Here is a 26,781-nt window from a genome sequence, read left to right as displayed (position 1 = left end):
TTTCAGGTTTAAAGTTTAGCACTGTTTGACGAACTGCAATTAACTTAAAACTTATGAATTACTACTTACTACTTAACTACAGTACCATTTTCTCAATTGGGCAAATTAAAATCCCTTCGGCACCAGCATCTTTTAACTGATCTATCACATCCCAGAAAGTATCTTTATCGATAACAGAGTGTACGCTGCTCCATCCTTCTTGCGCTAATGGCAATACGGTTAAACTACGTAATACAGGAAGAATTTTACCCACTTCTTCAATTTTGTCATTAGGTACGTTCATCAAGATGTATTTTGATCTACGTGCTCTTAAAACAGATTCGATTCTGAATTTTAAAGTGTCAATTAATTTTTGAACATCTGGAGTTACTTTTGGCGAAACCGCAAGTACTGCTTCACTTTTGTAGATAATCTCAACTTCTTTTAGATTGTTTTTAAACAACGTACTTCCGCTAGAAACGATATCTACAATTGCATCGGCAAGACCAATATTTGGAGCGATTTCTACCGAACCTGAAATTTGGTGAATGTCAACATTTACTCCAAATGAGTTGAAATATTCGATAACTGTGTTTGGGTAAGAAGTAGCGATACGCATTCCTTCTAGGTCTTGGATTGAATTGTATTCGAATGTTTTAGGAACAGCAACCGATACTTTGCATTTAGAAAAACCTAGTTTTTGAACTACTTGGATTCCTTTTCCTTTTTCGACTAGTAAATTATCACCAACTATAGCGATATCTACTACTCCATCGATTAAGTATTGCGGTATATCTGAATTTCTAAGGTATAAAACTTCAAGAGGAAAGTTAGACGCTTCGGCTTTTAATTGATCGATACCGTTGTTGATAGAGATTCCGCAGTCTTTTAGTATTTGGATACTATCTTCGTTTAAACGTCCTGATTTTTGAATTGCAATTTTTAATGTACTCATTGTAATAATTTTTAGAATAGTTAGGTCTGAGTACAGGTAGGTTCAATAAAAAACCCGTTTGATGTACTCAAACGGGTTTTTAAATATGATGATTTACATGCATACCATTAACACATCGCTTGAGAGCAATCATGAAAATGATGATGATGTAATTTGTTTGTAAACATGACTTATTTTATTTATCGATTGCAAATATAGATACTTTTTTTATTATAAAACAATTTTTACTTTAACTTAAAGTTAGATTTTTGTTAAATAAAGTCAATCTGCTTTTAAGATTTACTTTTCTTCCTTTTTGAAATCGCTATCAGCTGTAGTTTGCAAGATATTTGCTCGTATTTCAGTATGACGTATTTCACCCCCTGAAGTCCCTACGAAAGATCCTAAAACAGCTGCTCCTATTGCTAAAATTAAAGTGATATAGGATACTAGTTTTGCAAACTTATGATTTTTTAAAGCCGTGTAAAATGAGACTACACTAAAAAACGCCAACGCATATAATGCTATTGCTAGTTTCTCAGCAAGCTCTTCGTGTTCATGAATTACATGATGTCCTATATTTGGCATATCCTCAACCATTTCTTCTGCGCCTTCTCCCGTGTACATGCTCGCAAACGCAAAAGCAGCTGCCACTATAAACAAGACATATGCCGTATTTTTAATTGCATTATTTTTTAAAACCAAGCCTGCAATTAAAATTCCTACTCCAAAAATTGTCCCTATAATAGGGAAATGGTTAACTACTAAGTGCCAATGCGCGTCGTTCATAATTACTATTTTAAAATTGTTTGTTTATACTTTTACACCAAATAAATAACCTACCCATGCTGAAAGCCCCATGGCAATTGTGCCCCAAATTGTAATTCTCAAAATTGCTTTGGAGATGCTTGATCCGCCTGTTTTTGCCGACATAGCACCTAACAAAATAAGAAACAAAATCGTTGATCCATACAGCCAATATTCCATACCTTTTACTGGTGCAAAAAGCACTACCAATAGCGGTAAAACACCACCAATAGTAAAGGATGCTCCTGAGGCTAATGCTGCTTGAATTGGATTTGCTTGACTGATTTCATTAATACCTAACTCGTCTCTTATATGTGCGGCTAATGCATCTTTTTCTGTAAGTTCAATCGCCACTTGCATTGCCGTTTCTTTTGTAAGTCCTCTTCTCTCATAGATCTGAGCTAATATGCTTAACTCTTCCTCAGGCATTTCTCTAAGTTCTACTTTTTCTCGATCAATGTCTGCCTTTTCCGTATCGGTTTGTGAACTGACTGACACATACTCCCCAGCGGCCATGGATAAAGCGCCGGCTACAAGTCCAGCAACGGTTGCCAACATGATTGGCTCTCTGCTAGCACTTGCGGCAGCTACCCCAATAGCCAAACTCGAAATAGAAATGATACCGTCATTTGCTCCAAGTACTGCTGCTCTAAGCCAATTGCTACGATGAATGTAATGACTGTCTAAATAATTATCAATTGTTAGCGTTGGTTTGCTTTTGTCGTCTGTCATATCATTCGATTTACTTTAGGGTCTTTTTGAAATCTTTTTTTAAATCTGGATTTCGGTTTCTGCCTTTTAAATTTAGCTAAATTACATTCTAATTAATTTGCTACATCAAAAACACCTTTAACGAGTATCTTAGACTTACTATTAATTTGATCGTTTGCTGTAATTGCTACATACTTCTCTGATTGTTCGCCAGTGCTCACTGCTACTTTTTTGAAGTAGTACGTATTGTCTTTGTTTTCTTTTAATAAAAGTACGTACTTTTTAGCATTTTCAGTAATTAAAGCTTCAATTGGTACAGCCAGACTTTTTTGGGAATCAACTATAATATTGGCTTCAACAAACATTCCAGTGATTAATTTTTGAGTCATTTTTTCTTCTAAATGAGCATGTACATTAATTGTTCTATCATTTCCTTCAATTGATTTTCCAACCAAATGCACTTCGGCATCAAAAGTTTCTTTTGATGCTTCAGGAACGATAAATTTAACTACTTGTCCTTCTTTCACTTTCAAAATATCTTTTTCAAAGACATTTAATTCCAAGTGTAAATGAGAGGTTTGAATGATATCCAAGATCACATCCGATGGAGCAACATGCATACCTACATTAGCATTCATAACCACAATATCTCCCGATATTGGTGCATAAATAGTAATAACCGAGGTTAATTTTCCTTTTTCAACGTTGGAAGGACTAATATTAAGCATAACCAACTTTGCACGTAAACTTTGATACATTCCTTTGGCTCTGCGGTAATCACTCTCTGCTTTTAAATAATTTTTTTGTGAAGTTATTTTTTCATCAAATAACGTTTTCTGACGCTCATATTCGGACTTTAGATACTTAATTTGTTCTGCAACATCCAAATATTCTTTTTGAATATCTAAAAATTCTGTGTTTTCTAAAGTTAACAAAGCTTGCCCTTTAGTTACTTTGTCACCAACCAATAGCGATGTTGATTTCACATAGCCGCCAATAAAAGAGGTGATTTGCGCTCTGTTTTGAGGTGGAACATCTACTTTTCCAGAAGTTTTAACCGAATCATCAAAATCTTGTTCCATAGGCTCGGCGATTGCCATTGCACCAGATTTAAATTGTGCTGCTGTAACCGTTATAAAATCGGTGTTTTTAGTTGACACTTCTTCCTTTTTTTCTTCTTTGCAAGAAATAAAAAGCATGGAAAGAGTGAATATGTATAGTATTTTTTTCATTTTTGACGTTTTAGTAATTTAAGTATTGAATGTCTAATTGTGTTTTATTGAATTGTAGCACATTATCTAAATAGTCTACGTGTATGATGGTTGCGTTTTCTAAACTTTGGATGTATTGAAAAAAGTCTATCTCGCCCTGCTTATAACTCATGCTTCCAACTTTAATTATTTCGTCAGACAGCTTTTTGCCATATTGATTATAGTAGTTTATCGCTTCCTGATATTTGGCTAACTCTTCCTTTTTCTGATTCAAGTAACTTTCTATTTTTTGATTTTCGTTCTGCTTCTGATGCTCCCAACTTTGCAATTCAAGTTGCGCCACTTTAGCTTTAGAAACCGTAGCGGTATACAAAATAGGAACTGCTATACCCACTTGAAAACCATTTAAAGATTGTGAAATTCCTTTATTCGAACCTCTAAAAACATCAAAGTGTAAATCAGGTAACCAATTTTGTTTTTGTAATTTAATTTGGCTTTCGTAAGTTTTACTAATCGTTTCTAAATAAGTAGTATAGACTTTTCTACTTGCATCATTACTTAAAAATTGTAATGGTACAACTTTGTTACTACTGATTACTATTTTATCATCTGTTTGAACTAAATTCTGCAGCGCGCTGTATTCCAATTGCTTCTCATTCCCTATTTGCGTCAGCTTCGTTTTTATTTGCCTGAATTTAGATTCTGCTGTGATTTTTTCTAGGTAATTGGTCTCCCCTAATTCAAAACGTCTGTCACTTGCTTTAGAGAAAGTATAGTACAAACTATCCAAGTACGTGTATAATTTTTCCTGATGTTGCAGGTACACTATTTGGTGGTATCCTTTTGCAATAGCTAATGAAAGTTTGTTTTTCTGAATCTCAAAACTAGCTTTTTCCTTTTCGAATTCGGTTGTATTTACTTTCTTTCGAGCACCATAAACCGTAGGGAATTCAAAGCGTTGTTGTACACCAAATACCTTTAAGGGTTCGTTATTGTACGCTACATTATTTTGATCATAATTGTAATAAATATTTGTTTTATCGAAAGAAAATGCACTGTTAATATTGGCATTGGACTTCTCCACTTGCAATTGATGAGCCTTTAATCCTTTGTTATTGCTAATCCCCTTTACAATGAGACTATCAAGTTCTGACTGATTGTTTTGTGCGAAAGCAAAAGAAGTTGACAAAAACAACAAAATAATATAAGTGGCGCTAGTGCGTTTTTTAAATTTCGGTTTCTTAAATTCCTTTTGATCAAATAACTTGAATAAAATAGGCAATACAATCATCGTTAAAATAGTAGCAGTAAACAAACCTCCAATTACCACAGTCGCTAGCGGACGTTGCACCTCTGCCCCTGCCGATGACGAAATAGCCATAGGTAGAAAACCTAATGCTGCAGCTGCCGCGGTTAATAATACCGGACGCAATCTATCAGTGGTTCCTTTTAAAATTAGTTCGTCAATATTTTTCATTCCTTGGTGTTTCAATTCTTTAAAATGTTCAATTAATACAATTCCGTTTAGCACCGCGATTCCAAAAAGGGCAATAAAACCAACTCCTGCAGAAATACTAAAAGGCAATCCTCTAATCCATAAAAACAGTACTCCACCAACTGCAGATAATGGAATGGCGGAATACACCATCAAAGCTTCTTTTACGGAACCAAACGCAAAATACAATAAGATAAATATTAAAAATAATGCAATAGGTACGGCAACCATCAATCTGGCTTTTGCGCTTTGTAAGTTTTCAAACTGACCACCATATTGCACATAATAGCCCGTAGGCAATTTGATTTGAGTAGCTACAATTTCCTGAATATCAGTAACTACGCTTTGTAAATCACGATTCCGAACATTAATACCTACCACAATTCTGCGATTAGTATTGTCTCTAGAAATTTTAGCAGGACCTTCAGTATAATCAATATTTGCTAATTCTTGCAAGGGTATTTGCTCTCCTGATAGTGCTGTGATATAAAGGTCTTTTAAGTCATTGATACTTTTCCTGTTGGCTTGATCTAAACGAATCACCATATCAAAACGTTTCTCGCCTTCAAAGACATTCCCGACTGTTTTACCAGCAAAACCGAGCGCTATCATGTCATTAAGATCTGAAATATTTAAGCCATACCTCGCTATTTTAGAACGATCATATCTCACAGTCATTTGCGGTAAGCCTTCGGTTTTTTCAATTATAATATCCGAAGCTCCTTCTACTTTGGCAATCGCTACCTTGATTTCGTTGGCTTTTCGAGCCAAAATATTTAGATCTTCACCAAAAATCTTCACTGCTACATCAGAGCGCGTACCAGATATTAATTCGTTAAAACGCATCTCAATCGGTTGTGTAAATTCAATTTCCATGTTCGGAATTTGCTTTTCTATTGCTGCTTTAATTTTGTCGGCTAGTTCATCCTTTGTAGCTGCAGAAACCCATTCTGATTTTGGTTTTAGTTTAACAATGACGTCACTTTCCTCCATACTCATAGGATCTGTAGGTACTTCGGCAGCACCAATACGGCTTACTACTTGTTGCACTTCTGGAAAATTCTTAAGTACTATTTTCTCAATTTTTGTTGTTGTAGCAATTGTTTTTGTCAAAGTTGTTCCTGTTTTAAGAACGGGTTGAATAACAAAATCGCCTTCGTCAAGTGTGGGGATAAACTCTCCTCCCATGGTTATAAATAGGGTAATTGCTATTAGAAGTAAAGCACCCGCACCGTACAACACTTTTTTAGTATTGATTAACGCCCAAGTAATAATAGGCAAATACCATGAATTTAACTTGCGGATCAATCGGCTAGAGATAGATTTTGGGTTTTCGATTGTTGGTTTCAAAAATAATGAAGAAACGACCGGGACATAGGTAAAGCAAAAAATCATTGCTCCTACTAAAGCAAAACTAAAAGTCATTGCCATAGGTTTAAACATTTTGCCTTCGATACCAGTCAATGAAAGAATCGGGATAAAAACAATGAGTATAATCAATTGTCCAAAAATAGCGGAGTTCATCATTTTTGAAGCACTCTTGTATGTAATTTGGTCGATCTCGAGTTGTCTATCTTCTTTCGAAAGTGGTCCTAATTGTGCTGATTTACTGGCTATTTGGAAAGCGATAAATTCGACTATAATCACCGCACCGTCAATTATAATTCCGAAATCAATCGCGCCTAAACTCATCAAATTGGCATCAATTCCAAAAATATTCATCAAGGAAATAGCAAATAGTAAACACAAGGGAATTACAGAAGCAACTACCAATCCAGAGCGCCAATTTCCTAACAATAAAACCACTACAAAAATCACAATCAAGCAACCTAAAATTAGATTTTCGGCAACAGTTGCAGTTGTTTTTCCAACCAATTCACTACGTTCTAGGAATCCATTGATGTACACACCTTCTGGCAATGTTTTCTCAATTAAAGCGATTCTAGCTTTCACATCGTTGATTACTTGTTTAGAATTGGCTCCTTTCAGCATCATTACTTGCCCCAATACCTTTTCGCCTTCTCCATTACCGGTGATGGCACCAAAGCGATTAGCACTTCCAAAACGGACTTCGGCAACATCTTTTATGTAAATAGGAAAACCATTATTACTTGCAACAACTATTTTCTCGATGTCTTCTAAGTTGTTCACTTTACCCTCGGCACGAATAAAATAACTTTGATTTACTTTTTCGATATACGCACCACCAGCGATACTGTTGTTTTTTTCTAAGGCAGTAAAAACATCTGTTGTAGCAATATTCATGGCCTTTAATTGAGACGGATTGATGGCTATTTCGTATTGCTTTAAATAACCACCCCAGGTATTGATCTCAACCACCCCTTTGATTCCTGATAACTGTCTCTTTACCACCCAATCTTGGATAGTTCTTAAATCGGTAACCGAATAATTGTTTTTAAATTCGGGTTTTACTTCTAAAGTATATTGGTAAATCTCTCCAAGTCCAGTAGTAATAGGTCCCATGGTAGGAGTACCAAAACCAGCAGGAATTTTCTCGGAAGCCGATTTGATTTTTTCGGCAATTAATTGTCTTGGTAAATAGGTTCCCAAATCATCCTCAAAAACAATCGTAACAACAGACAATCCAAATTTTGAAATAGAACGAATTTCTTTCACTCCAGGCAAATTGGCCATTTCAATTTCGACAGGATAAGTAATGTATTGTTCGATATCTTGAGTAGAAAGGTTCCCAGAAGTCGTAATTACCTGTACTTGATTATTTGTAACGTCAGGTACTGCGCCAATGGAAATTTGAAAAATAGAGTAAACTCCGAAACCAAATATTCCTAAGGTAAACAGCAATACGATGAGTTTGTTTTTAAGGCTAAAAGCAATAATTTTTTCTAACATAAACGTTGTTTTTTGATATTCAAAAGTAAATCATTTGCATGCCTGTTATCTTAAGAACGCCTTAAGGTATGATTAAAGAAAGCTTAGGATAACCTTTGTCCCTGCTCCTTCTTGGCTTTCTATGTTTACTTTAATCTGAAGAATTTCAGACAATCTATTAACGATAGACAATCCTAAACCTGTTCCTTTAATTTCAGGATGTTCTGATGATTTGGAACGATAAAATTGATTGAATATCAGTTTTAGATCTTCTGCAGGAATTCCAATACCGGTATCCGAAATATGACACTCTACCACTGATTCCTTTTCGATTAATGAAATAGTTATAGCGGAGTTTGGATTAGAATATTTGATTGCATTTGACAAGATATTAGAGAGAATAATCGAAAGTAAATAATGATCGCTCTTGCAATAATATTCTTTTTCGAATGAAGTGATTACAGAGATGTGCTTTGAATCAATTGCATTTGAAAACCGACTTAGCCCCTCAGCAATAACCGAGTTCAAGCTTATATTTTCGATCACTACTGACTGATTTTGGTTTTCAAATCGTGCTAAAAGTAACAATTGATCTACGAGTTGATTCAATCGATCCACTTCGGTAACGCAATAGTGAATCTTTTCTTGGTACTCATCGGTCGTGCGTGGCTTTCTCAAGAGCACTTCTAAAGTTCCTTTTATAACGGTTAATGGAGTTCGCAACTCGTGTGAGGCATCAGAAGTGAATTTTTTTTCTCTTTCAACAGCCGTTTCTATTCGGTCTAATAAACTATTTATTGTTTGTGAAAGCACATACAGTTCATCTCTTTTTTGTGGCAACGGAATTCGAGAGCTAAGATTGTCCTTAGTAATTCTGTTTGAAGTTGCAATAATAGTACTTATGGGAATTATACTTCTACCAGCGATAAAACGCGCAATTAAAAATAGAATTAATAATATCAAAGGATAGGCGACAATTAATACCTCTAATAAATTTTGCAAAACCATGGTCTCATCCTCTAAAGACATAGCAATCATTAAATAACCGATCGTATGCTTATTGGAAATAATAGGAACTTGAATTTGTCTAATTTTATTGAAAGACAAGCTGGTATCAAATAAACTATTGTTTTCGACCTCAGGATGGAATGCCAACACTTCATTTTTTAGATTAGGCGATTTTTCCAATAATCGGTTCTTATCCCCTAAAAACTGGACAAATACTGGGTTTACATCAACGGTATTGTGTTCTCGCTCCTTCCACTCTTCCATATGAATCAAAAAAAAGGCATCTCCTTTAATTTCAATTTCATTTAAGTGATTTTTTACTTCTTTACCAATATCGTTATTTACATGATTGTAAACACTAAAACGGACAATAGAATAAATAGCAAAAAAGACCACAAAGATCAACAATGCCGTGGTGACGATGTAATGAAACGCTATTCTGTTTTTAAATGAAAATTGTTGCATCTTTATTTTTAATCATTAGCAATATAGCCTACTCCTCTAATTGTCTTAATATAATCTTGATCAATTTTGAGGTTTAATTTTTTCCGAATGGCATTGATAAAAACATCAATTACCCCCGTATCGTATTCAAAATGAATATCCCAAACCTGTTCGATAATCATGTTTCGGGTACATACTTTCCCTTTGTTTTTTACTAAATAAGTTAAAAGTTCCAATTCGCGATGCGTAAGCGAAACGGGATTTTCATTTGCTAAAACAAGATGTTGATCTAAATCAATTACAATATGACCTAAAGAAAGTACTTGAGAACCAGTTGTTTTTCTAAAATGTATTTTTATACGTTCCAGCAATTCCTCAAAACTGAAAGGCTTTTTAATGTAATCATTAGCGCCTGCTTTTAATCCTTCAACGGTTTCCTGTACTGTATCTTTGGCAGTTAAAAACAATATTGGGGTATTGGTATCACTATTTCTAATTGCCTTGCACAATTCTAAACCTGTCATCTTGGGTAGCATCCAATCTAATAAAATCAAATCATAGGTATTGCTTTTAAACAATTCAAAACCTTGTAGTCCATCAACTGCAGTGCTCACCCGATAGCCTTCTTCCTCCAGACCTTGTTTTAGGAATTGGATAATTCCAAGTTCGTCTTCTACGATTAAAATATGCATAGTATTCTAAATTTTGTGTGCTTCTTATGTAAAACCAAAAGGATGCAATTGAGCAATAATCCAGTTCACTAACGGCTCTGATTCCAATATCAACTTAATGATATTAATTCATAGCCAAAAGTTCTTAAAAAAGACTAAAATTGGTTCTACCGTCAAGCCTCAAAAATTATTGATTAGCTTTAAACAGTTCGTATCCTTTCAAAAAATAAAACACTTCCAATACTTTTTTTTTAGCAACCGCAAGTACAATCGATCTGACTTAATTAATCGTATTGTAAGCCATTTTCTTCCAAAGATAACATCTTTATAAAACTCACAGCAGTACCAAATTTACATTTTAAGTAAAACTTAAGAAAGCAATATTCACACCTTTCGGCTGATGCTGTACTATTTTGAGTACTTTTGCCGAAAAAATAAATAAATGTCGTTTCTTAAAAAATTTGCTCCTTTTTACAATCTTGCTGCATTTTATATCGCGGTTAGTGTAGTACTCCGAATTGTTTTGCTTTATCATCCTATAACTCAGTCCACATTTACTGCCGTAGATACTTTAAAAATATTCGTTTTAGGACTAGCATCTGACTTCTTTGTTTTTGCTTTAGCGAGTGGTTTTTTATGGTTATACCTTATTTTTATTTCCAATAAAAAATATCATAAACCCTACGGATACATCATTTTAGGGTTAATGATTAGTCTTTTTATCTATATTGCTTCGGGGCAATCGATACTGTCGGAATATGGAGGAGCATTACCTGAAATTGGTTTGGCTTTTGTTGGTCTAAAAACAATTCTGTTTGGCTTATTGCTTTTTTTACCCAAACAACGTGCTAAAATCCGATTTTGGCTATTCAGCTTTGTACTGTTCTTATATGTTGTTTTAATATTGCAAAATGCCATCAGTGAATACTTTTTCTGGAATGAATTTGGAGTAAAATATAATTTTATTGCTGTTAATTATTTGGTTTATACTAACGAAGTTATTGGCAATATTATGGAGTCCTATCCCGTAATTCCATTATTTAGCGGCCTGTTTTTTATTGCAGGTTGCGTCACCCTACTGCTTTTAAAAATCTCGAAAGACTATATCGTTTCTATTCCCACAGTATCAGAAAAAATCAAACTCACATTGATTTATTTTGCTCTGCTTGCTATTTCCTTTTTTGCTATTCCATCTTTAGCTCGCGCAGAGAACTCTCAAAATAAATTTACAAATGAGCTACAAGCAAACGGTATGTATCGCTTTTACCTAGCCTTTGTAAATAGTGAGTTGGACTACTTTAAATTTTACAAAACACTTCCTACCAATGAAGCGTACGCTATATTAGCGACTCAAATTCCAGGTATACAAGATCACTCTAGCTCAAGACTTATTGAAGATCTAGCTGCTGAAAATCATAAGAATGTTGTGCTCATAACTATTGAGAGTTACAGTGCTGATTTTATGAAAGCCTATGGAAATGACCAAAACATAACTCCGTTTTTAGATCAATTAGCAAAAGAAAGTTTACTGTTTACTAATTGTTACGCATCAGGAAACAGAACCGTTCGAGGGCTTGAAGCGGTAACTTTATCCTTACCTCCTACTGCTGGAGAGAGCGTGGTGAAAAGAAAAGACAACAAAAACAAATTCTCAACAGGAAGCGTTTTTGCTCAAAAAGGATATGCTGTTAATTATTTATACGGTGGTGATTCCTTCTTCGACAACATGGAAGATTTTTTTACCGGAAATGGATATAACATTATCGATAAGAAATCTTTTAAACCTAATGAAATCACTTTTTCGAATGTATGGGGTGTTTGCGATGAAGACATGGCTGACAAAGCCATAAAGGTTATGAATGAGCAAGCCTTAGCAGCTAAACCTTTTTTCAATCATTGGATGACTGTTAGTAACCACAGACCTTTTACATATCCTAATGACAAAATTGATATTTCTGGGGATGCCAAGTCAAGAGAAGGTGGAGTAAAATATACCGATTATGCCTTAAATAAGTTTTTTACAATGGCCAAAAAACAGCCATGGTTTAAAAATACTGTTTTTGTAATTATTGCTGACCATTGCGCTTCAAGTGCGGGAAAAACTGACTTACCAATCGATAAATACCGAATTCCTGCTATGATCTATAGTCCGGGTTATGTGACGGCAGGTCGATATACAAATTTAGTCTCTCAAATTGATATTATGCCAACCCTTTTTGGACTGCTTCACTTCCAGTACCAATCGAAATTTTTTGGTCAAGATGTAATGAAGGAGGATTACAAACCAAGAGCCTTTATTGCCACTTATCAAGATCTTGGTATGATTAAGGACAATGTTTTAACGATCCTATCACCAAAACAGCAAGTAAAACAATTTGAACTAACCTTAAAACCAAAAGAAGGAATCGAGGCTGATTTTCAAGCGTATTACGATCAAAAACAATTGCAATCACCAAGACCTGATTTGATTAAAGAAACAATAGCTTATTATCAAACAGCCTCGGATGTGTTGAAGCAAAAAAAATACCAAAAGAAGTAAAAACAAAAAGCCTGTGAAATCAATCACAGGCTTGTTTATTTTAAATGAAAAACTAGAACTTATTCAGCGTCTTTATCATCAGCTACTCCAAAAATATCACCTTTTTGAAATAATCTAGCATCCTTTTTCAACAGTTTAGCATTACGTACTGTAAGCGCTTTTGCATCCAAACTACTTAGGTCTGGTTTTCCCGCATTTACCCAAGCTGTATACCAAAAACTAGCGGTAGCCGTCACTGCCTTTTTCATTTGGCTTTCTACCATTCCGTCAAGTGCGGTGTGTAATTTGGTGGCGTACTCGTCATTGTATCGTGCACTGTTGTATTTATTTTTAATTACATTTCCTTCTGCATCAGTAACATAAATTTGTGCAGGTTGTAAACTAGTTCTTAAACCTTTGTCCGCTGCTAATAAAGTAGGTACTAGACTGTGTGTATCATGAATCATATCCCATATTGCTTGATCCACATCTTTGTAATAAGTAGCGGGAGCAACATTAAACTTATAATTCTTTACAAACAATTCTGGCAATCTACTTTCCCATAAACTGTGGATACCTTTTTGATCTGATAATTGTCCGTCGTGATTGTCAGATGTATGCAATGGCATGTGCGCATCTGCAATATAATGTCCTAAATCAGCTGCAATAAATAAAATTTCGTTTTTGCGTTTTTCCTTGAATGCAGTAGTTAACTTCTCCATCATTTCTTGGATGTACCATGGTAAAGTCCCGCTTTTCGACAAGAACTTTTCATCGTATTTCTTTTTAGCTTCTGTCATGTTTTTAGGAAAACTAGCAACATCACCAAAGTTTTCCATATCGAAATAATGCCTTGGAGCTTCGTTTTTATCTGCTATCACGTATTTACGTAAATCAGGCACCGTTGATTCTTGTGTGATAAAATCAATATGGTTGTAAAAAAATACTAACAAAGGCTTAGGTAATGCCATCACAGCCGCTTTGTTGATGCGTTCATGACCAACAATACCCCATGATAATGTTAGGAATCCTATTGCCATAGCAACAGTCATGATTCCTAGAGATTTAATTTTTTTGGTTTTCATTCGTTTCTGTTTTTTGAGATACAAATGTATTTTTTTTAAATACATTTCAAAGAAAATAAATTTAAGATTGTGTTAATTTAACAATTATCAATCTAAGTCAACAGTAAGCTACTTTAAAAGAACCTACAACAAGCCATTGTATTTACGAACAAACCATTCCGTTGCTAAAAAAATAGATATTAATACTAATAACCAATACCAATCTATAATCGGAGATCGTGTTGTGTTACTTTTTTGAACCGCTTTGTAATTTTGATCTTGTACCAAGGATTCAATCAGTTGATCTATTTGATTCGGAAAATATAGTTTCCCCTTCGTAAACGTAGCTAATTGGTTGAGCTTGTCCTTATCTGGATTCACGAACTGTTGTTCAATATCAAAGTCTAAAATTTCAAACGAACTAGCGTAAGTAGTCTTGCTATTTAATTCAGTCACTTTAAAACTATAATTTCCTGCTTCTAAACCATCTAAATTAACCTTGTAACTGTTACTCCCTTTTAGTAAATCATAGGTGGTAACTTTCTTTGTTTTTGAATTGACAACTGCAATTGTTAAACGTGCTTTTTCATCAAATTCATAATTCTTATTAAAGTACTGCGCCGTAATCTCGATCGCTTCGCCACTATTGTAAAAACTTTCATGGTTGACTACTAGCGACTTTTTGGATCCGTTGGAAGCTAAATATTGAATGATCTTGTCTATAAAAATATCGTATTTATCATATGACTGTTCATCTATGTGACTCTGCAAACGCCATTTCCAACTATTTTCACCAAACAAGTAAGCTGTCCGTTTTCCTTGAACATCGCTAAAACTCAATAAGGGAGCTCCGGTATCCAAATTCCTGATTTTAGAAGAAAGTAAGACACTCACCGTATTGTTAGCCTTAATTTTACCATAGGCATTTTGCAACGGCGGAAAATTTTCGAAACCTATATTCTCTGCAGCAAATAAATTAAACTGATCCTCAAATTTGGGCAAATAATCTTCTTTTTGAGAACTCATTTTTAAAACAAAACTAGCTTGAATCTGATTTAAAAAATCAAAATCAGTATGCGTTCCTGTTATGATAAAAGTATTTAATCCTGCTCCTTTATTTAAATCTAAAACCGACTTGAAGGCTACGGTGGGTTGATATAAAATCAAGATTCCGTAATCTTGTAATGACCTTACCTCTTGTGGCTTAAGTATACTTACTTTACGCTGCGCATTAGACTCAATTGAACGTTTGATTGCACCAATATCAGGATGATTAATAGCGGATACAATGGCCACATTCGTCTTTTGGTCGATGACTTCAACGGCAAAGTTTTTAGAGTTATTGTAGGTGTTTTTTTCTTTTACCGTCGAGCTTATGCTCGCCTTGTAAACTAGTGAACCTATTTTATCAGCAGGTAAAAGAAGCTTTAATACTGCTGTATTTTTAGCTTTCGAAAAAGAAACATTTTCTTTTGCAACAACCGTTTTACCTTGGTTAATTTGAAAATTAGCCTCTATACTCTTCCCGCCGGAATATTGCAAAAACACTTCTACAGGAAACTTATTCTTGAAAAAAGCATATTTGTTCACATTCAATTGATTGATTTTTAAATCCAAAACCTGCGTGGTATCTCCCATGATAACGGGAAACACAGCATTGTTAGGATCAAAACTATAAACATAATCAGAGCCTGTGGTTTGGTTTCCATCAGTAATTAAAATGGTAGGAAAAATGACGTTTTTATTGATAACCTTTAAATCCTTTGCTATCGCATCTAAGTTGGTTTGCTTTCCTTTAAAACTCAATGTATCAAGTGGCTTCGCTTCACTATCAAACTGATAGGTTTGCACCGCATACTTTTCTTGGATGGCTGGATTCTCTTGTAGTTTTTTAAGCAGTAAGCTTGCGGTAGTGTCTGACTTTAGGTTTGCGATAGAACTTGAGTTGTCTACTGCTATCGCTAGCGGAGGCTTTATAATTTCTAAGGTAGAGCTTGAAATTATTGGATTAATTAATAAAAGTAGCACTCCAAAAATGGATAAAAAACGCAAAAAAGCCAAAAACAAGTTTACTTTGGACTTGTTTTTGGCTTTATATAAGTATTGAAAATAGGATAAACCAGCAGCTATTAATATTGAAACAAATAGTAATAGCAAGGTAGGTGTTGTCATAATTCAATAGTATTCAGTGTTCAGTAGTAGTCATCAGTAAATCCGATGACTTTCCCGAATTTTATTTCTTAAGTAAGCATTCCTCCGTCAACATTCATCACTTGACCTGTTACATACGCACTCATATCTGAGGCAAAAAACAAACAAGCATTTGCTACATCTTCAGTCGTTCCGCCACGTTTCAACGGAATTCCGTCTCTCCATCCTTGAACAACATCATCGTTCAATTTAGCAGTCATTTCCGTTTCAATAAAACCAGGAGCAATCGCATTACAACGAATGTTACGAGATCCTAATTCTAGTGCAACCGACTTAGTAAAACCAATTACTCCTGCTTTTGAGGCAGCATAATTCGTTTGTCCCGCGTTTCCTTTCACTCCCACCACACTACTCATGTTGATGATAGATCCTGAGCGTTGTTTCAAGAAAGTGCGCTGAATCGCTTTAGTCATGTTAAAAACCGACTTTAAATTCACATCAATCACTTTGTCAAAATCTTCTTCTGACATACGCATCAACAAGTTGTCCTTAGTAATACCAGCGTTATTAATTAAAATATCAACAGTACCAAACTCAGCAATTACGGCATCCACCATCGCTTGTGCTTCGTTAAAATCCGCTGCGTTAGATTGGTATCCTTTTGCTTTAATCCCTAAAGCATTCAATTCATTTTCTAAAGCAAGCGCTGATTCCACAGATGAACTGTAGGTAAAAGCCACATTTGCGCCGTGTTTTGCAAAAACTTCAGCAATTCCTTTTCCTATTCCACGACTTGCGCCCGTTATAATGGCAACCTTTCCTTCTAGTAATTTCATATTCAAAAATTAGTTTATTTTTTATTTGAAGCTATTCCTGCTATCCGTTGCAATCTTTTTAATCCGCTACCGCGTATAAAAAAGGATTTCCACTTCTATCAGGGCTAAAAACGACTCGTCAAATATATACTATTTCCTTTTTTAAAAAAAATTTCAATCTGAATTACCTTCAAAAAACAGGAAGTTTATAGTTTAAAATAACGATGCACTAACTTATCCCAAAAACCAGCATAAATAGCCACCACAGTAAACAACAATAAAAACAAATGATAAAAAGCATTCCCAATTAAATCAAAAAAATCTAATTTGCCATCGGCAAAGCTCAAAATCAAAAGAACTTGCGCTCCATACGGTAAAATCCCCTGAATTACGCACGAAAATATATCCAATATCGCTGCGGTTTTCTTAGGATTCAAATCGTATTCGTCATTAATTTCCTTGGCAATTGTCCCTGTTATTACAATCGAAACCGTATTATTAGCAATAGCAAGATTGGTTAATCCAACCAAAGTTCCAATTCCCATTTGTGCTGATTTCTTGCTTTTGATTCGTCTTTTTATTTGATGCAGAATATAATCAATTCCACCTGCTTTATCCACCATCGCCGCTAAACCACCTGACAACATCGACAATAAAAAAATCTCAGTCATACTCGTAAATCCTTCATAGATTTTTTGAGTAAATTCCATTACCGTAAAATGATTTCCATACAAACCTATTAATCCCGCTGCTATAGTACCAATTACCAAAGTCGTAAAAACATTTACCCCAACTAGAGCAAGCACAATCACTAAAACATAAGGAACAATGGCAATCCATTCAAAGTCGGTTTTAGCAATAGGCACTGCGGTAATATCTGAATTCAGTCCTAAATAAAAGAAAAGCAATATGGTAATAATAGCGGCCGGAAAAGCAATAAATAAATTGATTTTAAATTTATCTTTCAAGTCGGTGCCTAATGATTGTGTGGCAGCAATAGTCGTATCTGATATCATTGATAAATTATCACCTAGCATCGAGCCACCTAATAAAGCTCCTGCAATTAGTGGTAACGAAGCTCCACTAGAAGTTGCTAAACTCACTGCAATAGGACCAATCGCTACAATCGCACCTACTGATGTTCCCGTTGCAGTTGACAAAAAAGCAGCAATTAAAAATATCCCTAACGGAAAATAAGCCACATCAATATTATTGATTCCAAGACTTACTACTGCATCAACACCGCCCATTGCTTTACTGACCACTGCAAAGGCACCGGCTAGCAAATAAATCAAACACATGGTCATGATTTTGCTTTCGCCACAGCCCGCAATAAGCGTTTCTACTTTAGTATCGGTACTGGATTTGTAAAGTAGAAAGGCAGCTATAATTCCAAGAACCACGGCTACTGGCGACGGAAAAGCGTAAAAATCGTTAAGCCAAATTCCGGCTCCTAAAAAAGTAAAAATAAAAATGAATAACGGAATTAATGCCCAGGCATTTCCTTTTGTTCTAGAATGATTTGTCATAAAAATGTGTACTAAATGAAACAATTAGAACGACAAGTAAAATCCGATAGTGTTTGTGTGAAAACAACATTTTTTCCAAAGGATTTGGCTTATCGTTTTAGCACCTTGCTCGTTGTTGCAGGTTGCTATCTCATAATGAGATTCGTGATAACGGCTGCAAAAGTAGCCATTAATCTTTGAATAATAAAAAATTCAAACTAGTAAAAAATCAAGCCAATAACAAAAAGACGAACAATTGGAAAAAAGGATATTTTAAAAAGAAATAAAATTTGTTAAAAAATAAAATGTTTAGCAGCATTAAACCTTTTACAGCAAAAATAGTCAAAACATTAAGGCTACATTTCCCAATAATTAGCAAAACAGTCACTCCTTAAATTATTTTATGAAAAACTACTTAATTGTAATTACGTTAAGCATTCTTTTAACCGCTTGTGGTAATTCTACTGATTCTTCTGATTACGCTAGTGTTAATTCCTATCCCAATGTGACCGCGACCTTTTCTGGCAAGATCGATTTAAACAATTTACTTAATTATGCCAGTCAATCCATTCCTTCCTATATTAGACTTGATAATACCGCAGGAAATACTATTACTAACAAAGGAGCTACTTTAGGTCGCATTTTATTTTATGACAAAAATCTTTCTTCTAATAACACCATTTCTTGTTCTTCGTGTCATATTCAATCTAATGCGTTCGGAGATGGCGCTGTAGCTAGTAAAGGGGTGAATGGCACTACAACAAGGCATTCGATGCGTTTAATAAATACACGCTTTTCAGCAGAAAGTAAATTCTTTTGGGATGAGCGCGCGGTAAATCTAGAAAACCAAACAACACAGCCCATTCAAAATCACATCGAGATGGGATTCAGTGGTACCTTAGGTGATGGAAATTTAAACAGTTTAATAGCAAAACTTCAAAACATAGGATACTATAAAGAATTATTTAAATACACTTATGGCTCAGAAGACATAACAGAAAACAAAATTCAGCTTGCCTTATCACAGTTCGTTAGAAGTATACAGTCCTTCGATTCAAAATATGATTTAGGGAGAGCGTTAGTAGCAAACGATACTCAAAATTTCCCAAACTTTTCGGCACAAGAAAATCAGGGTAAAACACTCTTTCTATCTGCCGCTATTTTCGATGCTGATGGTAACAGGACAAGCGGTGGATTAGGTTGCGCATCTTGTCATGTAGCGCCAGAGTTTACTATTGATCCCAACAGCAAGAATAATGGAATAATCGGCATATTAAATAGTCCCGGAATTGATATTACGAATACCAAAGCACCTTCTTTACGAGATATTTTAAAACCGGATGGTACTACTAATGGTCCGTTTATGCATACCGGAAATCTAGAGACCATCCAAACCGTTATTGGCCATTATGGAACGATAACCTTAGCAGCTGGCAATACTAACTTAGATCCTAGATTAAGACCAAACGGCTTCGGTCAAAAATTACACTTAACCGCGACCGAGGTAAATTCAGTTATTGCTTTCTTAAAAACACTTACTGGAACTGCTGTCTATACTGATCCAAAATGGTCTTCGCCTTTTAATTAAAAAAAAAGACCCCAAGTCTACTAGTAGAATTGGGGTCTTTCTTATTTATTAGTTGCTATTAAAATGCAACATTCCATCTTGGTAATCTACCATTTTCATCTAAGAAGTTCTGTAGTACCTGTCCTTCTACTGCTGTAGGGATTGCTTTTGATTTATCATTAAAAGTTTCGTACCAAACCACTTCAATAAGACTAATTTCTTCTTTAATCATTTGTGCTGGCCAAGAGTATTTTCTTCCTGTTTTTGCAAATTGGTGTCCTTCAACAATCTTGTCATTTAAACCACCATTTTTTATTTTCAAGCTACCATCATTTTGGACCGTTCCAGTAGAACCTACCATGATTAGTTCTTTTTCTTCCGCTACAGCGTACACTAAAAACACACCACTTCCTTCAGATGCGTTGCAAACTTCTTCTAAGCTGTCCGTTGTTGAAAATGAAAATTGATTAGTTACCTTGAATTTTTTTAATTCCTTATACATATTTTATTATTTATTTTATTTGGCTTTCACAAAAAAACACCCCACAAGAAGTGAGGATTACTACAACCATATGTTTCATTTATTAAAATAACAGACGAATAGTCCCCTATTTTTAATAAAGTGCAAAGGTATTCCTTTAATTCAATTTATAACAAGAAAGCCCCACAAAAATGTGAGGCTTACTTTATTTATTGGTCAGATAGTGACTATCCTAAAACTTCTTTTACTTTTTTACCAATCTCAGCTGGAGAATCCACTACGTGAATTCCACATTCTCTCATGATTTGTTTTTTAGCCTCAGCTGTATCATCTGATCCACCTACGATTGCACCTGCATGTCCCATTGTACGTCCTGCTGGAGCTGTAACTCCTGCAATGAAACCTACAACTGGCTTACGGTTACCATCTGCTTTGATCCAGTGTGCTGCATCTGCTTCTAGTTGACCACCAATTTCACCAATCATTACGATACATTCTGTTTCTGGATCGTTCATCAACAATTCAACTGCTTCTTTAGTAGTAGTTCCAATAATTGGATCTCCACCAATACCAATCGCTGTAGTAATTCCTAAACCTTGTTTTACAACTTGGTCAGCCGCTTCATAAGTTAATGTACCTGATTTAGATACAATACCTACAGTTCCTTTTTTGAATACAAAACCTGGCATGATACCTACTTTAGCTTCACCTGGAGTAATAATACCAGGACAGTTAGGTCCAATTAATCTAGCGTTTCTTTCTTTAACGTAAGCGTTCGCTTTGATCATATCAGCAACAGGAATTCCTTCCGTAATAGCAATAATAACTTTAATCCCTGCATCAGCAGCTTCCATAATAGCATCAGCTGCGAAAGCTGGTGGTACGAAAATGATAGTTGTATCTGCTCCAGCGATTTCAACTGCATCTTTAACAGTATTAAATACTGGAAGGTCTAAATGAGTAGATCCTCCTTTTCCTGGAGTTACACCACCAACAACGTTAGTACCGTACTCAATCATTTGAGAAGCATGGAAAGTTCCTTCGCTTCCTGTAAATCCTTGAACAATTATTTTGGAATCTTTATTAACTAAAACACTCATGATATCTATTTTATGTGATTTTTATATTTGTCTTGCAAAAGTAAGGTTTTGAAAATTATTTTGAGCCTTTTTACTACCAAAATAAATTAAGATAATTGACTCATTTGGTACCCACGATATAATTTATCGTCTTTTATTTCCCAAATGGTCATAAAATGCGCTAGTAACATCTCTTCTCTTGGGTTTTCAACGGTCTTAACAAAATGAGCATAGCGAACGCTAATTAAATTATCTTCGGCAACAATGTGGCTAATTCTAATTTTAGAACGAACATAGGCTTGACCCAATTCATCAGCCAATTTCAATAAAGAGGAAGCATCGTGCTGAATAAATCCGGTACTGCTATTCCAGTCCAGCTTGACATCGCCATGCAAAAAATCCTTCATAACGGTGCTATCAATCAAAGCATCTGATTTATAAAATTTTTGAACAAACTCTTTTGCTGTCATAATTATTTTAATTTACTTATAATTTCTGGTATTTTCTTGATATTAGCTAATTGCTTCAATTTCTCTCTTGATTCTTCAATTGGAGTTCCAAAATAGGTTTTTCCGCCTTCAACTGATTTTGTAACGCCAGTTTGACCCAAAATAACCGCTTTCTCACCAATAGTTACTCCACTAGTGGTACCAACTTGTCCCCAAATAGTAACTTCATCTTTGATTATTACACAACCAGCAATCCCTGTTTGTGAAGCAATTAAACATTTTTTTCCAATAACAGTATCATGACCTACATGAACTTGGTTGTCTAATTTCGTTCCTTCTCCAATAATCGTATCTCCAGTAACTCCTTTATCTATAGTACAAAGCGCTCCAATTCCAACATTATTTTGAATAACGACTCTACCTCCTGATATTAATTGGTCAAATCCATCTTCTCTCTTTTTGTAATAAAAAGCATCGGCACCAAGAATAGAGCCGGAGTGAATGATTACATTGTCTCCAATTACGGTGTGATCGTATAAAACCACATTAGGATGAATCAAGCAATTTTTACCTATAACAACCTGGTTCCCTATAAATACATTAGGTTGAATTATGGTACCTTCCCCAATACTAGCCGAAGAAGCGATTGCTGCCGTAGCTACAGTAAAAGGTTTGAAATGCTTTGTAAGGGTATTGAAATCTCTAAAAGGATCATCAGAAATCAGTAAGGCTTTCCCCGCTGGACAATCCACTTTTTTATTGATTAAAACAATGGTTGCTGCTGAGTTTAATGCTTTATCATAGTATTTAGGATGATCTACAAAAACGATATCACCTTCTTCTACAACGTGAATTTCATTCATACCTGAAACCGGAAAACTAGCTTCACCCACGAATTCGCATTTGATAAGTGTCGCAATTTCATCTAAAGAATACTTTCTAGAAAATTTCATAAATTATTTTAAAAAAGGATAAAAATCAGAAAATGTGACCTAGTACCTAGTATCACATTTTCTAAAAAAGGTATAAATTATTCTTTAACGCGTTCCATGTAAGAACCCGAAGCAGTATCAATCTTGATTTTATCACCTTCATTAATGAATAAAGGCACATTTACTGTAGCACCCGTTTCAACAGTTGCTGATTTAGTTGCATTAGTAGCTGTGTTTCCTTTAATTCCAGGCTCTGCGTAAGTAACTTCTAGTATAACTGAAGCTGGCATATCTACTGAAAGTGGTAAATCTGTTTCTGTATTAATACTTACCATTACACTCTCCCCTTCTTTCAATAAATCAGGTGAGTCTAAAATATTTTTGTTCAAAGAAATTTGCTCAAAAGATTCTGTATTCATAAAATGAAATTCATCTCCTTCAGGATATAAAAACTGAAATTTATGATTTTCAACTCGTACTTCTTCAATTTTATGTCCAGCCGAAAAAGTATTATCCAATACTTTACCGTTGCTTAAGCTTCTTAATTTAGTTCTAACGAATGCAGGTCCTTTTCCTGGTTTAACATGAAGGAATTCAATGATTTTGTAAATATCATTGTTGTACTTAATACACAATCCGTTTTTAATATCTGATGTAGATGCCATTTTATTTGCGTTAAGCCACTAGCAATTAGCCGGTAGCGATTTATATTTAATTTTGAAAACTAATAATTACCCGTGTACCCTTTCATAACACCTCTTGAAGAGTTTCTGATGAAATCAATAATTTCATCTCGTTCCGGAGTTGCTTCCATCTCGGCTTCAATTATTCCTAAAGCTTGGGTCGTATTATAGTTTTTTTGATATAAGATGCGATAAATATCTTGAATCTCTCTTATTTTTTCTGGTGAAAATCCTCTGCGTCTTAAACCAACTGAGTTAATTCCGACATAGGATAAAGGCTCTTTTGCTGCCTTTGTAAAAGGGGGAACATCTTTTCTTAACAAAGAACCTCCTGATATCATGGCATGATCACCTATATTAATAAATTGATGAACAGCTGATAATCCGCCAATAATGGCGTATTTTCCCACTGTAACGTGACCTCCAAGCAATACACCATTTACGATGATTGCATTGTTACCTACATGACAATCGTGAGCGATGTGCGCACTCGCCATAATAAGGCAATTGTCTCCAATAACCGTTTGACCTGATGCGATTGTTCCTCTGTTGATAGTCACACATTCTCTTATAGTACAGTTATCACCAATGATTGCTAATGACTCTTCACCTCCAAATTTTAAATCCTGTGGTACGGCAGAGATTACTGCTCCTGGAAATATATTACAATTTTTTCCAATTCTTGCGCCTTCCATAATCGTTACATTGGACCCAATCCAAGTACCATCACCAATAACAACATTATTGTGAATGGTAGTGAAAGGCTCGATGACAACATTTTTGGCGATTTTTGCGCCAGGATGAACATATGCTAAAGGTTGATTCATAATCTTTATTTAATCGTTTAACTGTTTACTGGATTAACCGACTGAACGATCAACCAAATCAACAAAAAAATTACTGTTTTTTGGCAATTTGAGCCATTAATTCGGCCTCAGCAACTAATTTCCCATTAGCATACGCATTCGCTTGCATGTGACAAATTCCGCGTCGGATTGGAGTAATTAAATCGCATTTAAAAATTAATGTGTCTCCAGGTAACACCTTATGTTTGAACTTAACATTATCAATTTTCATGAAATAAGTTAAATAGTTCTCTGGATCAGGAACGGTACTTAAAACTAAAATACCACCCGTTTGTGCCATCGCTTCAACAATTAAAACTCCTGGCATCACTGGTGCTTCTGGAAAGTGACCTACGAAAAAGTTCTCGTTCATCGTCACATTTTTCATCCCTACCACATGACTTTCTGACATCTCAATAATACGATCAATCAATAAAAATGGTGGTCTGTGAGGCAATACAGACATGATTTTATGGATATCCATTAACGGCTCCAAATTCAAATCGTAAACAGGAACATAGTTGCGTTGTTCGATTTTGATAATTTTTGCCATTTTTTTAGCAAACTGTGTGTTTACAAAGTGACCTGGTTTATTGGCAATTATTTTACCTTGAATTTTGGTTCCAATTAAAGCTAAATCACCTACTACATCAAGTAATTTATGGCGTGCAGCTTCATTAGGATAATGCAGGGTAAGGTTGTCTAAAATACCGTTTGGTTTTACATTGATCGTTTCTTTACCAAAAGCTTTTTTCAGATTCTCCATTGTAGCATCCGAAATTTCTTTGTCTACATAAACAATTGCATTGTTCAAATCTCCACCTTTAATTAAACCATTGTCTAATAAAGTTTCTAATTCGTGCAAAAAGCTAAAAGTTCTTGAAGAAGCAATCTCTGTTTTAAAATCGTTGATACTTTTAAGATTGGCATTTTGAGTACCTAATATTTTAGTGCCAAAATCTACCATTGTAGTAATCGAATAATGATCACTTGGCATTACTAATATTTCGCTTCCTGTAGCCTCATCTGTAAAAGAAATTACTTCTTTTACAACATAAACGTTACGCTTTGCATTTTGCTCTTCAATTCCTGCTTTTTCAAGTGCTTCTACAAAATATTTAGAAGAACCATCCATTATTGGGAGTTCAGAAGCATTTAATTCGATAATCACATTGTCTAAGTCACAACCTACTAAAGCAGCTAAAACGTGCTCAGGTGTTTGAATTTTAACTCCTAATTTCTCTAAATTAGTTCCTCTTTGTGTGTTAACAACGTAGTTTGCATCTGCTTCCACTACGGGTTGCCCTTCTAGATCTACTCGTACAAAAGTGAAACCATTGTTTACTGGAGCAGGCTTGAAAGTCATCTTCACTTCTTTACCTGTGTGTAACCCCACCCCTGTTAAGGAGACTTCTGTATTGATGGTCTTCTGTTTAACCATTATTTCCATTTTTTTGGTTTAATATTTGTTTCTTTAATTCTTCTATTTCAGCAACCAACTTTGGGAGGTTTTTAAAATGAACATAGGATTTACTGTAATCACTATATCCAAAGGAAGGACTTCCTTGCAAAATTTCATTATCCTTAATATTTCTTCCTACTCCTGCTTGAGCTTGTATGCGCACATTATCACCTATCGTAAGATGTCCTGCTATACCTACTTGCCCACCAATCATACAGTTTTTACCAATTTTACTTGAACCTGCAATTCCGGTTTGTGCCGCAATAACGGTGTTTTCTCCAATTTCAACATTGTGTGCCACTTGAATTTGATTATCCAATTTGACTCCCTTTCTAATAATTGTTGAACCCATTGTAGCACGATCTATGGTTGTACAAGATCCTACATCTACATTATCTTCTATGATTACATTTCCGATTTGTGGAATTTTCTTGAACGTCCCATCCGCACTTGGAGCAAAACCAAATCCATCCGCACCAATGATAGCGCCAGAATGAATTACACTGTTGTGTCCAATTACTGTATCCGAATAAATTTTCGTACCCGCAAAAATAGTGACATTATCTTTAATGACAACGTTATCACCTATAAAACAGTTGGGATATATTTTTACGTTATCGCCAATGCTAGTATTGGCACCAATATAACTAAAGCTTCCTAAATATAAGTTAGCACCATAACGCACCGTTTCTGAAATGACAGAGGGTTGCTCGATACCGCTTTTATTGCCCTTAGCTTGATCGTAAAATTCTAATAATTTAGAGAAAGCCAAATAAGCATCTTCTACTTTAATTAAAGTAGTTGCTATTTCGGCCTCGGCAACAAAGCTTTTATTTACAATCGTAATTGTTGCTTTAGTGGTATAAATGTAATTTTGGTATTTTGGGTTGGATAAAAAGGTTAAAGAGCCTTCTTTACCTTCTTCTATTTTAGATAACTCGTGTACTTCAGACTTAGGGTTACCTACTACCTCTCCCTCTAAGATGCCTGCTATTTGTTCTGCTGTAAATTTCATCTTAGTTGGTTATGATTTGTATTGGCACAAGAATAAAGGTCCCCGAAAATTGGATACCCGTATTCACAAAAAATGTTCTGTTTTTTTTCATTGCCACAAAAA

Annotated in this window: 21 protein-coding genes and 1 riboswitch; of the genes, 2 read left to right on the top strand and 19 right to left on the bottom strand. The window is 34.9% G+C overall.

The annotated features are described in order from the left end of the window. Nucleotides 1–76 precede the first annotated feature (76 nt). The 7 genes from hisG to ACZ2G0_RS10875 all read right to left on the bottom strand — a co-directional run bounded on the left by hisG (nt 77) and on the right by ACZ2G0_RS10875 (nt 10,131). Complete coding sequence (gene hisG, locus ACZ2G0_RS10905; RefSeq protein ID WP_470307670.1) at nt 77–934, bottom strand: ATP phosphoribosyltransferase; 858 nt, start codon at nt 932–934, stop codon at nt 77–79. A 279-nt stretch (nt 935–1,213) separates the two neighbouring features. Then, on the bottom strand, nt 1,214–1,702 hold the full coding sequence (locus ACZ2G0_RS10900; protein WP_470307669.1) for a hypothetical protein: 489 nt from the start codon (nt 1,700–1,702) through the stop codon (nt 1,214–1,216). Nucleotides 1,703–1,726: 24 nt separating this feature from the next. Then, nucleotides 1,727–2,452, bottom strand: a complete 726-nt coding sequence (locus ACZ2G0_RS10895) for a VIT1/CCC1 transporter family protein (RefSeq protein WP_470307668.1) — start codon at nt 2,450–2,452, stop codon at nt 1,727–1,729. A gap of 92 nt (nt 2,453–2,544) precedes the next feature. Next, nucleotides 2,545–3,663: an efflux RND transporter periplasmic adaptor subunit gene (locus ACZ2G0_RS10890; protein ID WP_470307667.1), complete on the bottom strand. Its 1,119-nt coding sequence runs from the start codon at nt 3,661–3,663 to the stop codon at nt 2,545–2,547. A 10-nt stretch (nt 3,664–3,673) separates the two neighbouring features. Next, nucleotides 3,674–8,008, bottom strand: a complete 4,335-nt coding sequence (locus ACZ2G0_RS10885) for a CusA/CzcA family heavy metal efflux RND transporter (RefSeq protein ID WP_470307666.1) — start codon at nt 8,006–8,008, stop codon at nt 3,674–3,676. 72 nt (nt 8,009–8,080) lie between these two features. Further along, complete coding sequence (locus ACZ2G0_RS10880; protein ID WP_470307665.1) at nt 8,081–9,460, bottom strand: sensor histidine kinase; 1,380 nt, start codon at nt 9,458–9,460, stop codon at nt 8,081–8,083. A gap of 8 nt (nt 9,461–9,468) precedes the next feature. Beyond that, nucleotides 9,469–10,131 carry a response regulator transcription factor gene (locus ACZ2G0_RS10875; RefSeq protein WP_470307664.1) on the bottom strand — a complete coding sequence of 221 codons (663 nt, stop codon included), beginning with the start codon at nt 10,129–10,131 and terminating at the stop codon, nt 9,469–9,471. A gap of 421 nt (nt 10,132–10,552) precedes the next feature. Between ACZ2G0_RS10875 and ACZ2G0_RS10870 the strand changes: the two genes are divergently transcribed. Next, complete coding sequence (locus tag ACZ2G0_RS10870) at nt 10,553–12,649, top strand: LTA synthase family protein (protein WP_470307663.1); 2,097 nt, start codon at nt 10,553–10,555, stop codon at nt 12,647–12,649. A 59-nt stretch (nt 12,650–12,708) separates the two neighbouring features. On the opposite strand, the gene ACZ2G0_RS10865 is transcribed toward ACZ2G0_RS10870, so the two are convergent. From ACZ2G0_RS10865 to ACZ2G0_RS10850, 4 genes are all read right to left on the bottom strand, one after another. Then, nucleotides 12,709–13,713 carry a zinc dependent phospholipase C family protein gene (locus ACZ2G0_RS10865; protein ID WP_470307662.1) on the bottom strand — a complete coding sequence of 335 codons (1,005 nt, stop codon included), beginning with the start codon at nt 13,711–13,713 and terminating at the stop codon, nt 12,709–12,711. Between the two features lie 123 nt (nt 13,714–13,836). Further along, on the bottom strand, nt 13,837–15,864 hold the full coding sequence (locus ACZ2G0_RS10860; RefSeq protein WP_470307661.1) for a hypothetical protein: 2,028 nt from the start codon (nt 15,862–15,864) through the stop codon (nt 13,837–13,839). A gap of 68 nt (nt 15,865–15,932) precedes the next feature. Beyond that, a complete protein-coding gene (gene fabG / locus ACZ2G0_RS10855) occupies nt 15,933–16,679 on the bottom strand; it encodes a 3-oxoacyl-[acyl-carrier-protein] reductase (protein ID WP_470307660.1) in 747 nt (248 codons plus the stop codon). Between the two features lie 185 nt (nt 16,680–16,864). Then, nucleotides 16,865–18,187: a Na+/H+ antiporter NhaC family protein gene (locus ACZ2G0_RS10850; protein WP_470307659.1), complete on the bottom strand. Its 1,323-nt coding sequence runs from the start codon at nt 18,185–18,187 to the stop codon at nt 16,865–16,867. Nucleotides 18,188–18,246: 59 nt separating this feature from the next. Beyond that, a riboswitch (SAM-I-IV-variant riboswitch) is annotated at nt 18,247–18,343 on the bottom strand. Between the two features lie 226 nt (nt 18,344–18,569). Here ACZ2G0_RS10850 and ACZ2G0_RS10845 point away from each other — a divergent pair. Further along, nucleotides 18,570–19,754, top strand: coding sequence for a cytochrome-c peroxidase (locus ACZ2G0_RS10845; protein ID WP_470307658.1), 1,185 nt, complete (start codon nt 18,570–18,572; stop codon nt 19,752–19,754). Between the two features lie 58 nt (nt 19,755–19,812). On the opposite strand, the gene ACZ2G0_RS10840 is transcribed toward ACZ2G0_RS10845, so the two are convergent. From ACZ2G0_RS10840 to lpxD, 8 genes are all read right to left on the bottom strand, one after another. Further along, on the bottom strand, nt 19,813–20,235 hold the full coding sequence (locus ACZ2G0_RS10840; RefSeq protein ID WP_470307657.1) for a hypothetical protein: 423 nt from the start codon (nt 20,233–20,235) through the stop codon (nt 19,813–19,815). 206 nt (nt 20,236–20,441) lie between these two features. Then, nucleotides 20,442–21,314, bottom strand: a complete 873-nt coding sequence (gene sucD, locus ACZ2G0_RS10835; RefSeq protein ID WP_470307656.1) for a succinate--CoA ligase subunit alpha — start codon at nt 21,312–21,314, stop codon at nt 20,442–20,444. Between the two features lie 86 nt (nt 21,315–21,400). Further along, the gene (locus ACZ2G0_RS10830) at nt 21,401–21,763 is read right to left on the bottom strand and encodes a nuclear transport factor 2 family protein (RefSeq protein ID WP_470307655.1); all 363 of its coding nucleotides are present in this window, start codon (nt 21,761–21,763) and stop codon (nt 21,401–21,403) included. A gap of 2 nt (nt 21,764–21,765) precedes the next feature. Further along, nucleotides 21,766–22,695 carry a UDP-3-O-(3-hydroxymyristoyl)glucosamine N-acyltransferase gene (locus ACZ2G0_RS10825; RefSeq protein ID WP_470307654.1) on the bottom strand — a complete coding sequence of 310 codons (930 nt, stop codon included), beginning with the start codon at nt 22,693–22,695 and terminating at the stop codon, nt 21,766–21,768. A gap of 77 nt (nt 22,696–22,772) precedes the next feature. Further along, complete coding sequence (gene efp, locus ACZ2G0_RS10820) at nt 22,773–23,339, bottom strand: elongation factor P (protein WP_300286099.1); 567 nt, start codon at nt 23,337–23,339, stop codon at nt 22,773–22,775. Nucleotides 23,340–23,398: 59 nt separating this feature from the next. Beyond that, nucleotides 23,399–24,184, bottom strand: coding sequence for an acyl-ACP--UDP-N-acetylglucosamine O-acyltransferase (lpxA, locus tag ACZ2G0_RS10815; RefSeq protein WP_300286097.1), 786 nt, complete (start codon nt 24,182–24,184; stop codon nt 23,399–23,401). Between the two features lie 70 nt (nt 24,185–24,254). After that, nucleotides 24,255–25,643, bottom strand: a complete 1,389-nt coding sequence (locus ACZ2G0_RS10810) for a bifunctional UDP-3-O-[3-hydroxymyristoyl] N-acetylglucosamine deacetylase/3-hydroxyacyl-ACP dehydratase (protein ID WP_470307653.1) — start codon at nt 25,641–25,643, stop codon at nt 24,255–24,257. Continuing rightward, nucleotides 25,636–26,679, bottom strand: coding sequence for a UDP-3-O-(3-hydroxymyristoyl)glucosamine N-acyltransferase (gene lpxD, locus ACZ2G0_RS10805; protein ID WP_470307652.1), 1,044 nt, complete (start codon nt 26,677–26,679; stop codon nt 25,636–25,638). Before lpxD ends, ACZ2G0_RS10810 begins: the two co-directional genes overlap by 8 nt. Between the last annotated feature and the right edge of the window lie 102 nt (nt 26,680–26,781).

It is taken from the genome of Flavobacterium sp. KKT103 (assembly GCF_055640565.1).
Note: the sequence above shows the minus strand (reverse complement) of the source record. Positions and strands in the feature narration are given on the sequence as shown.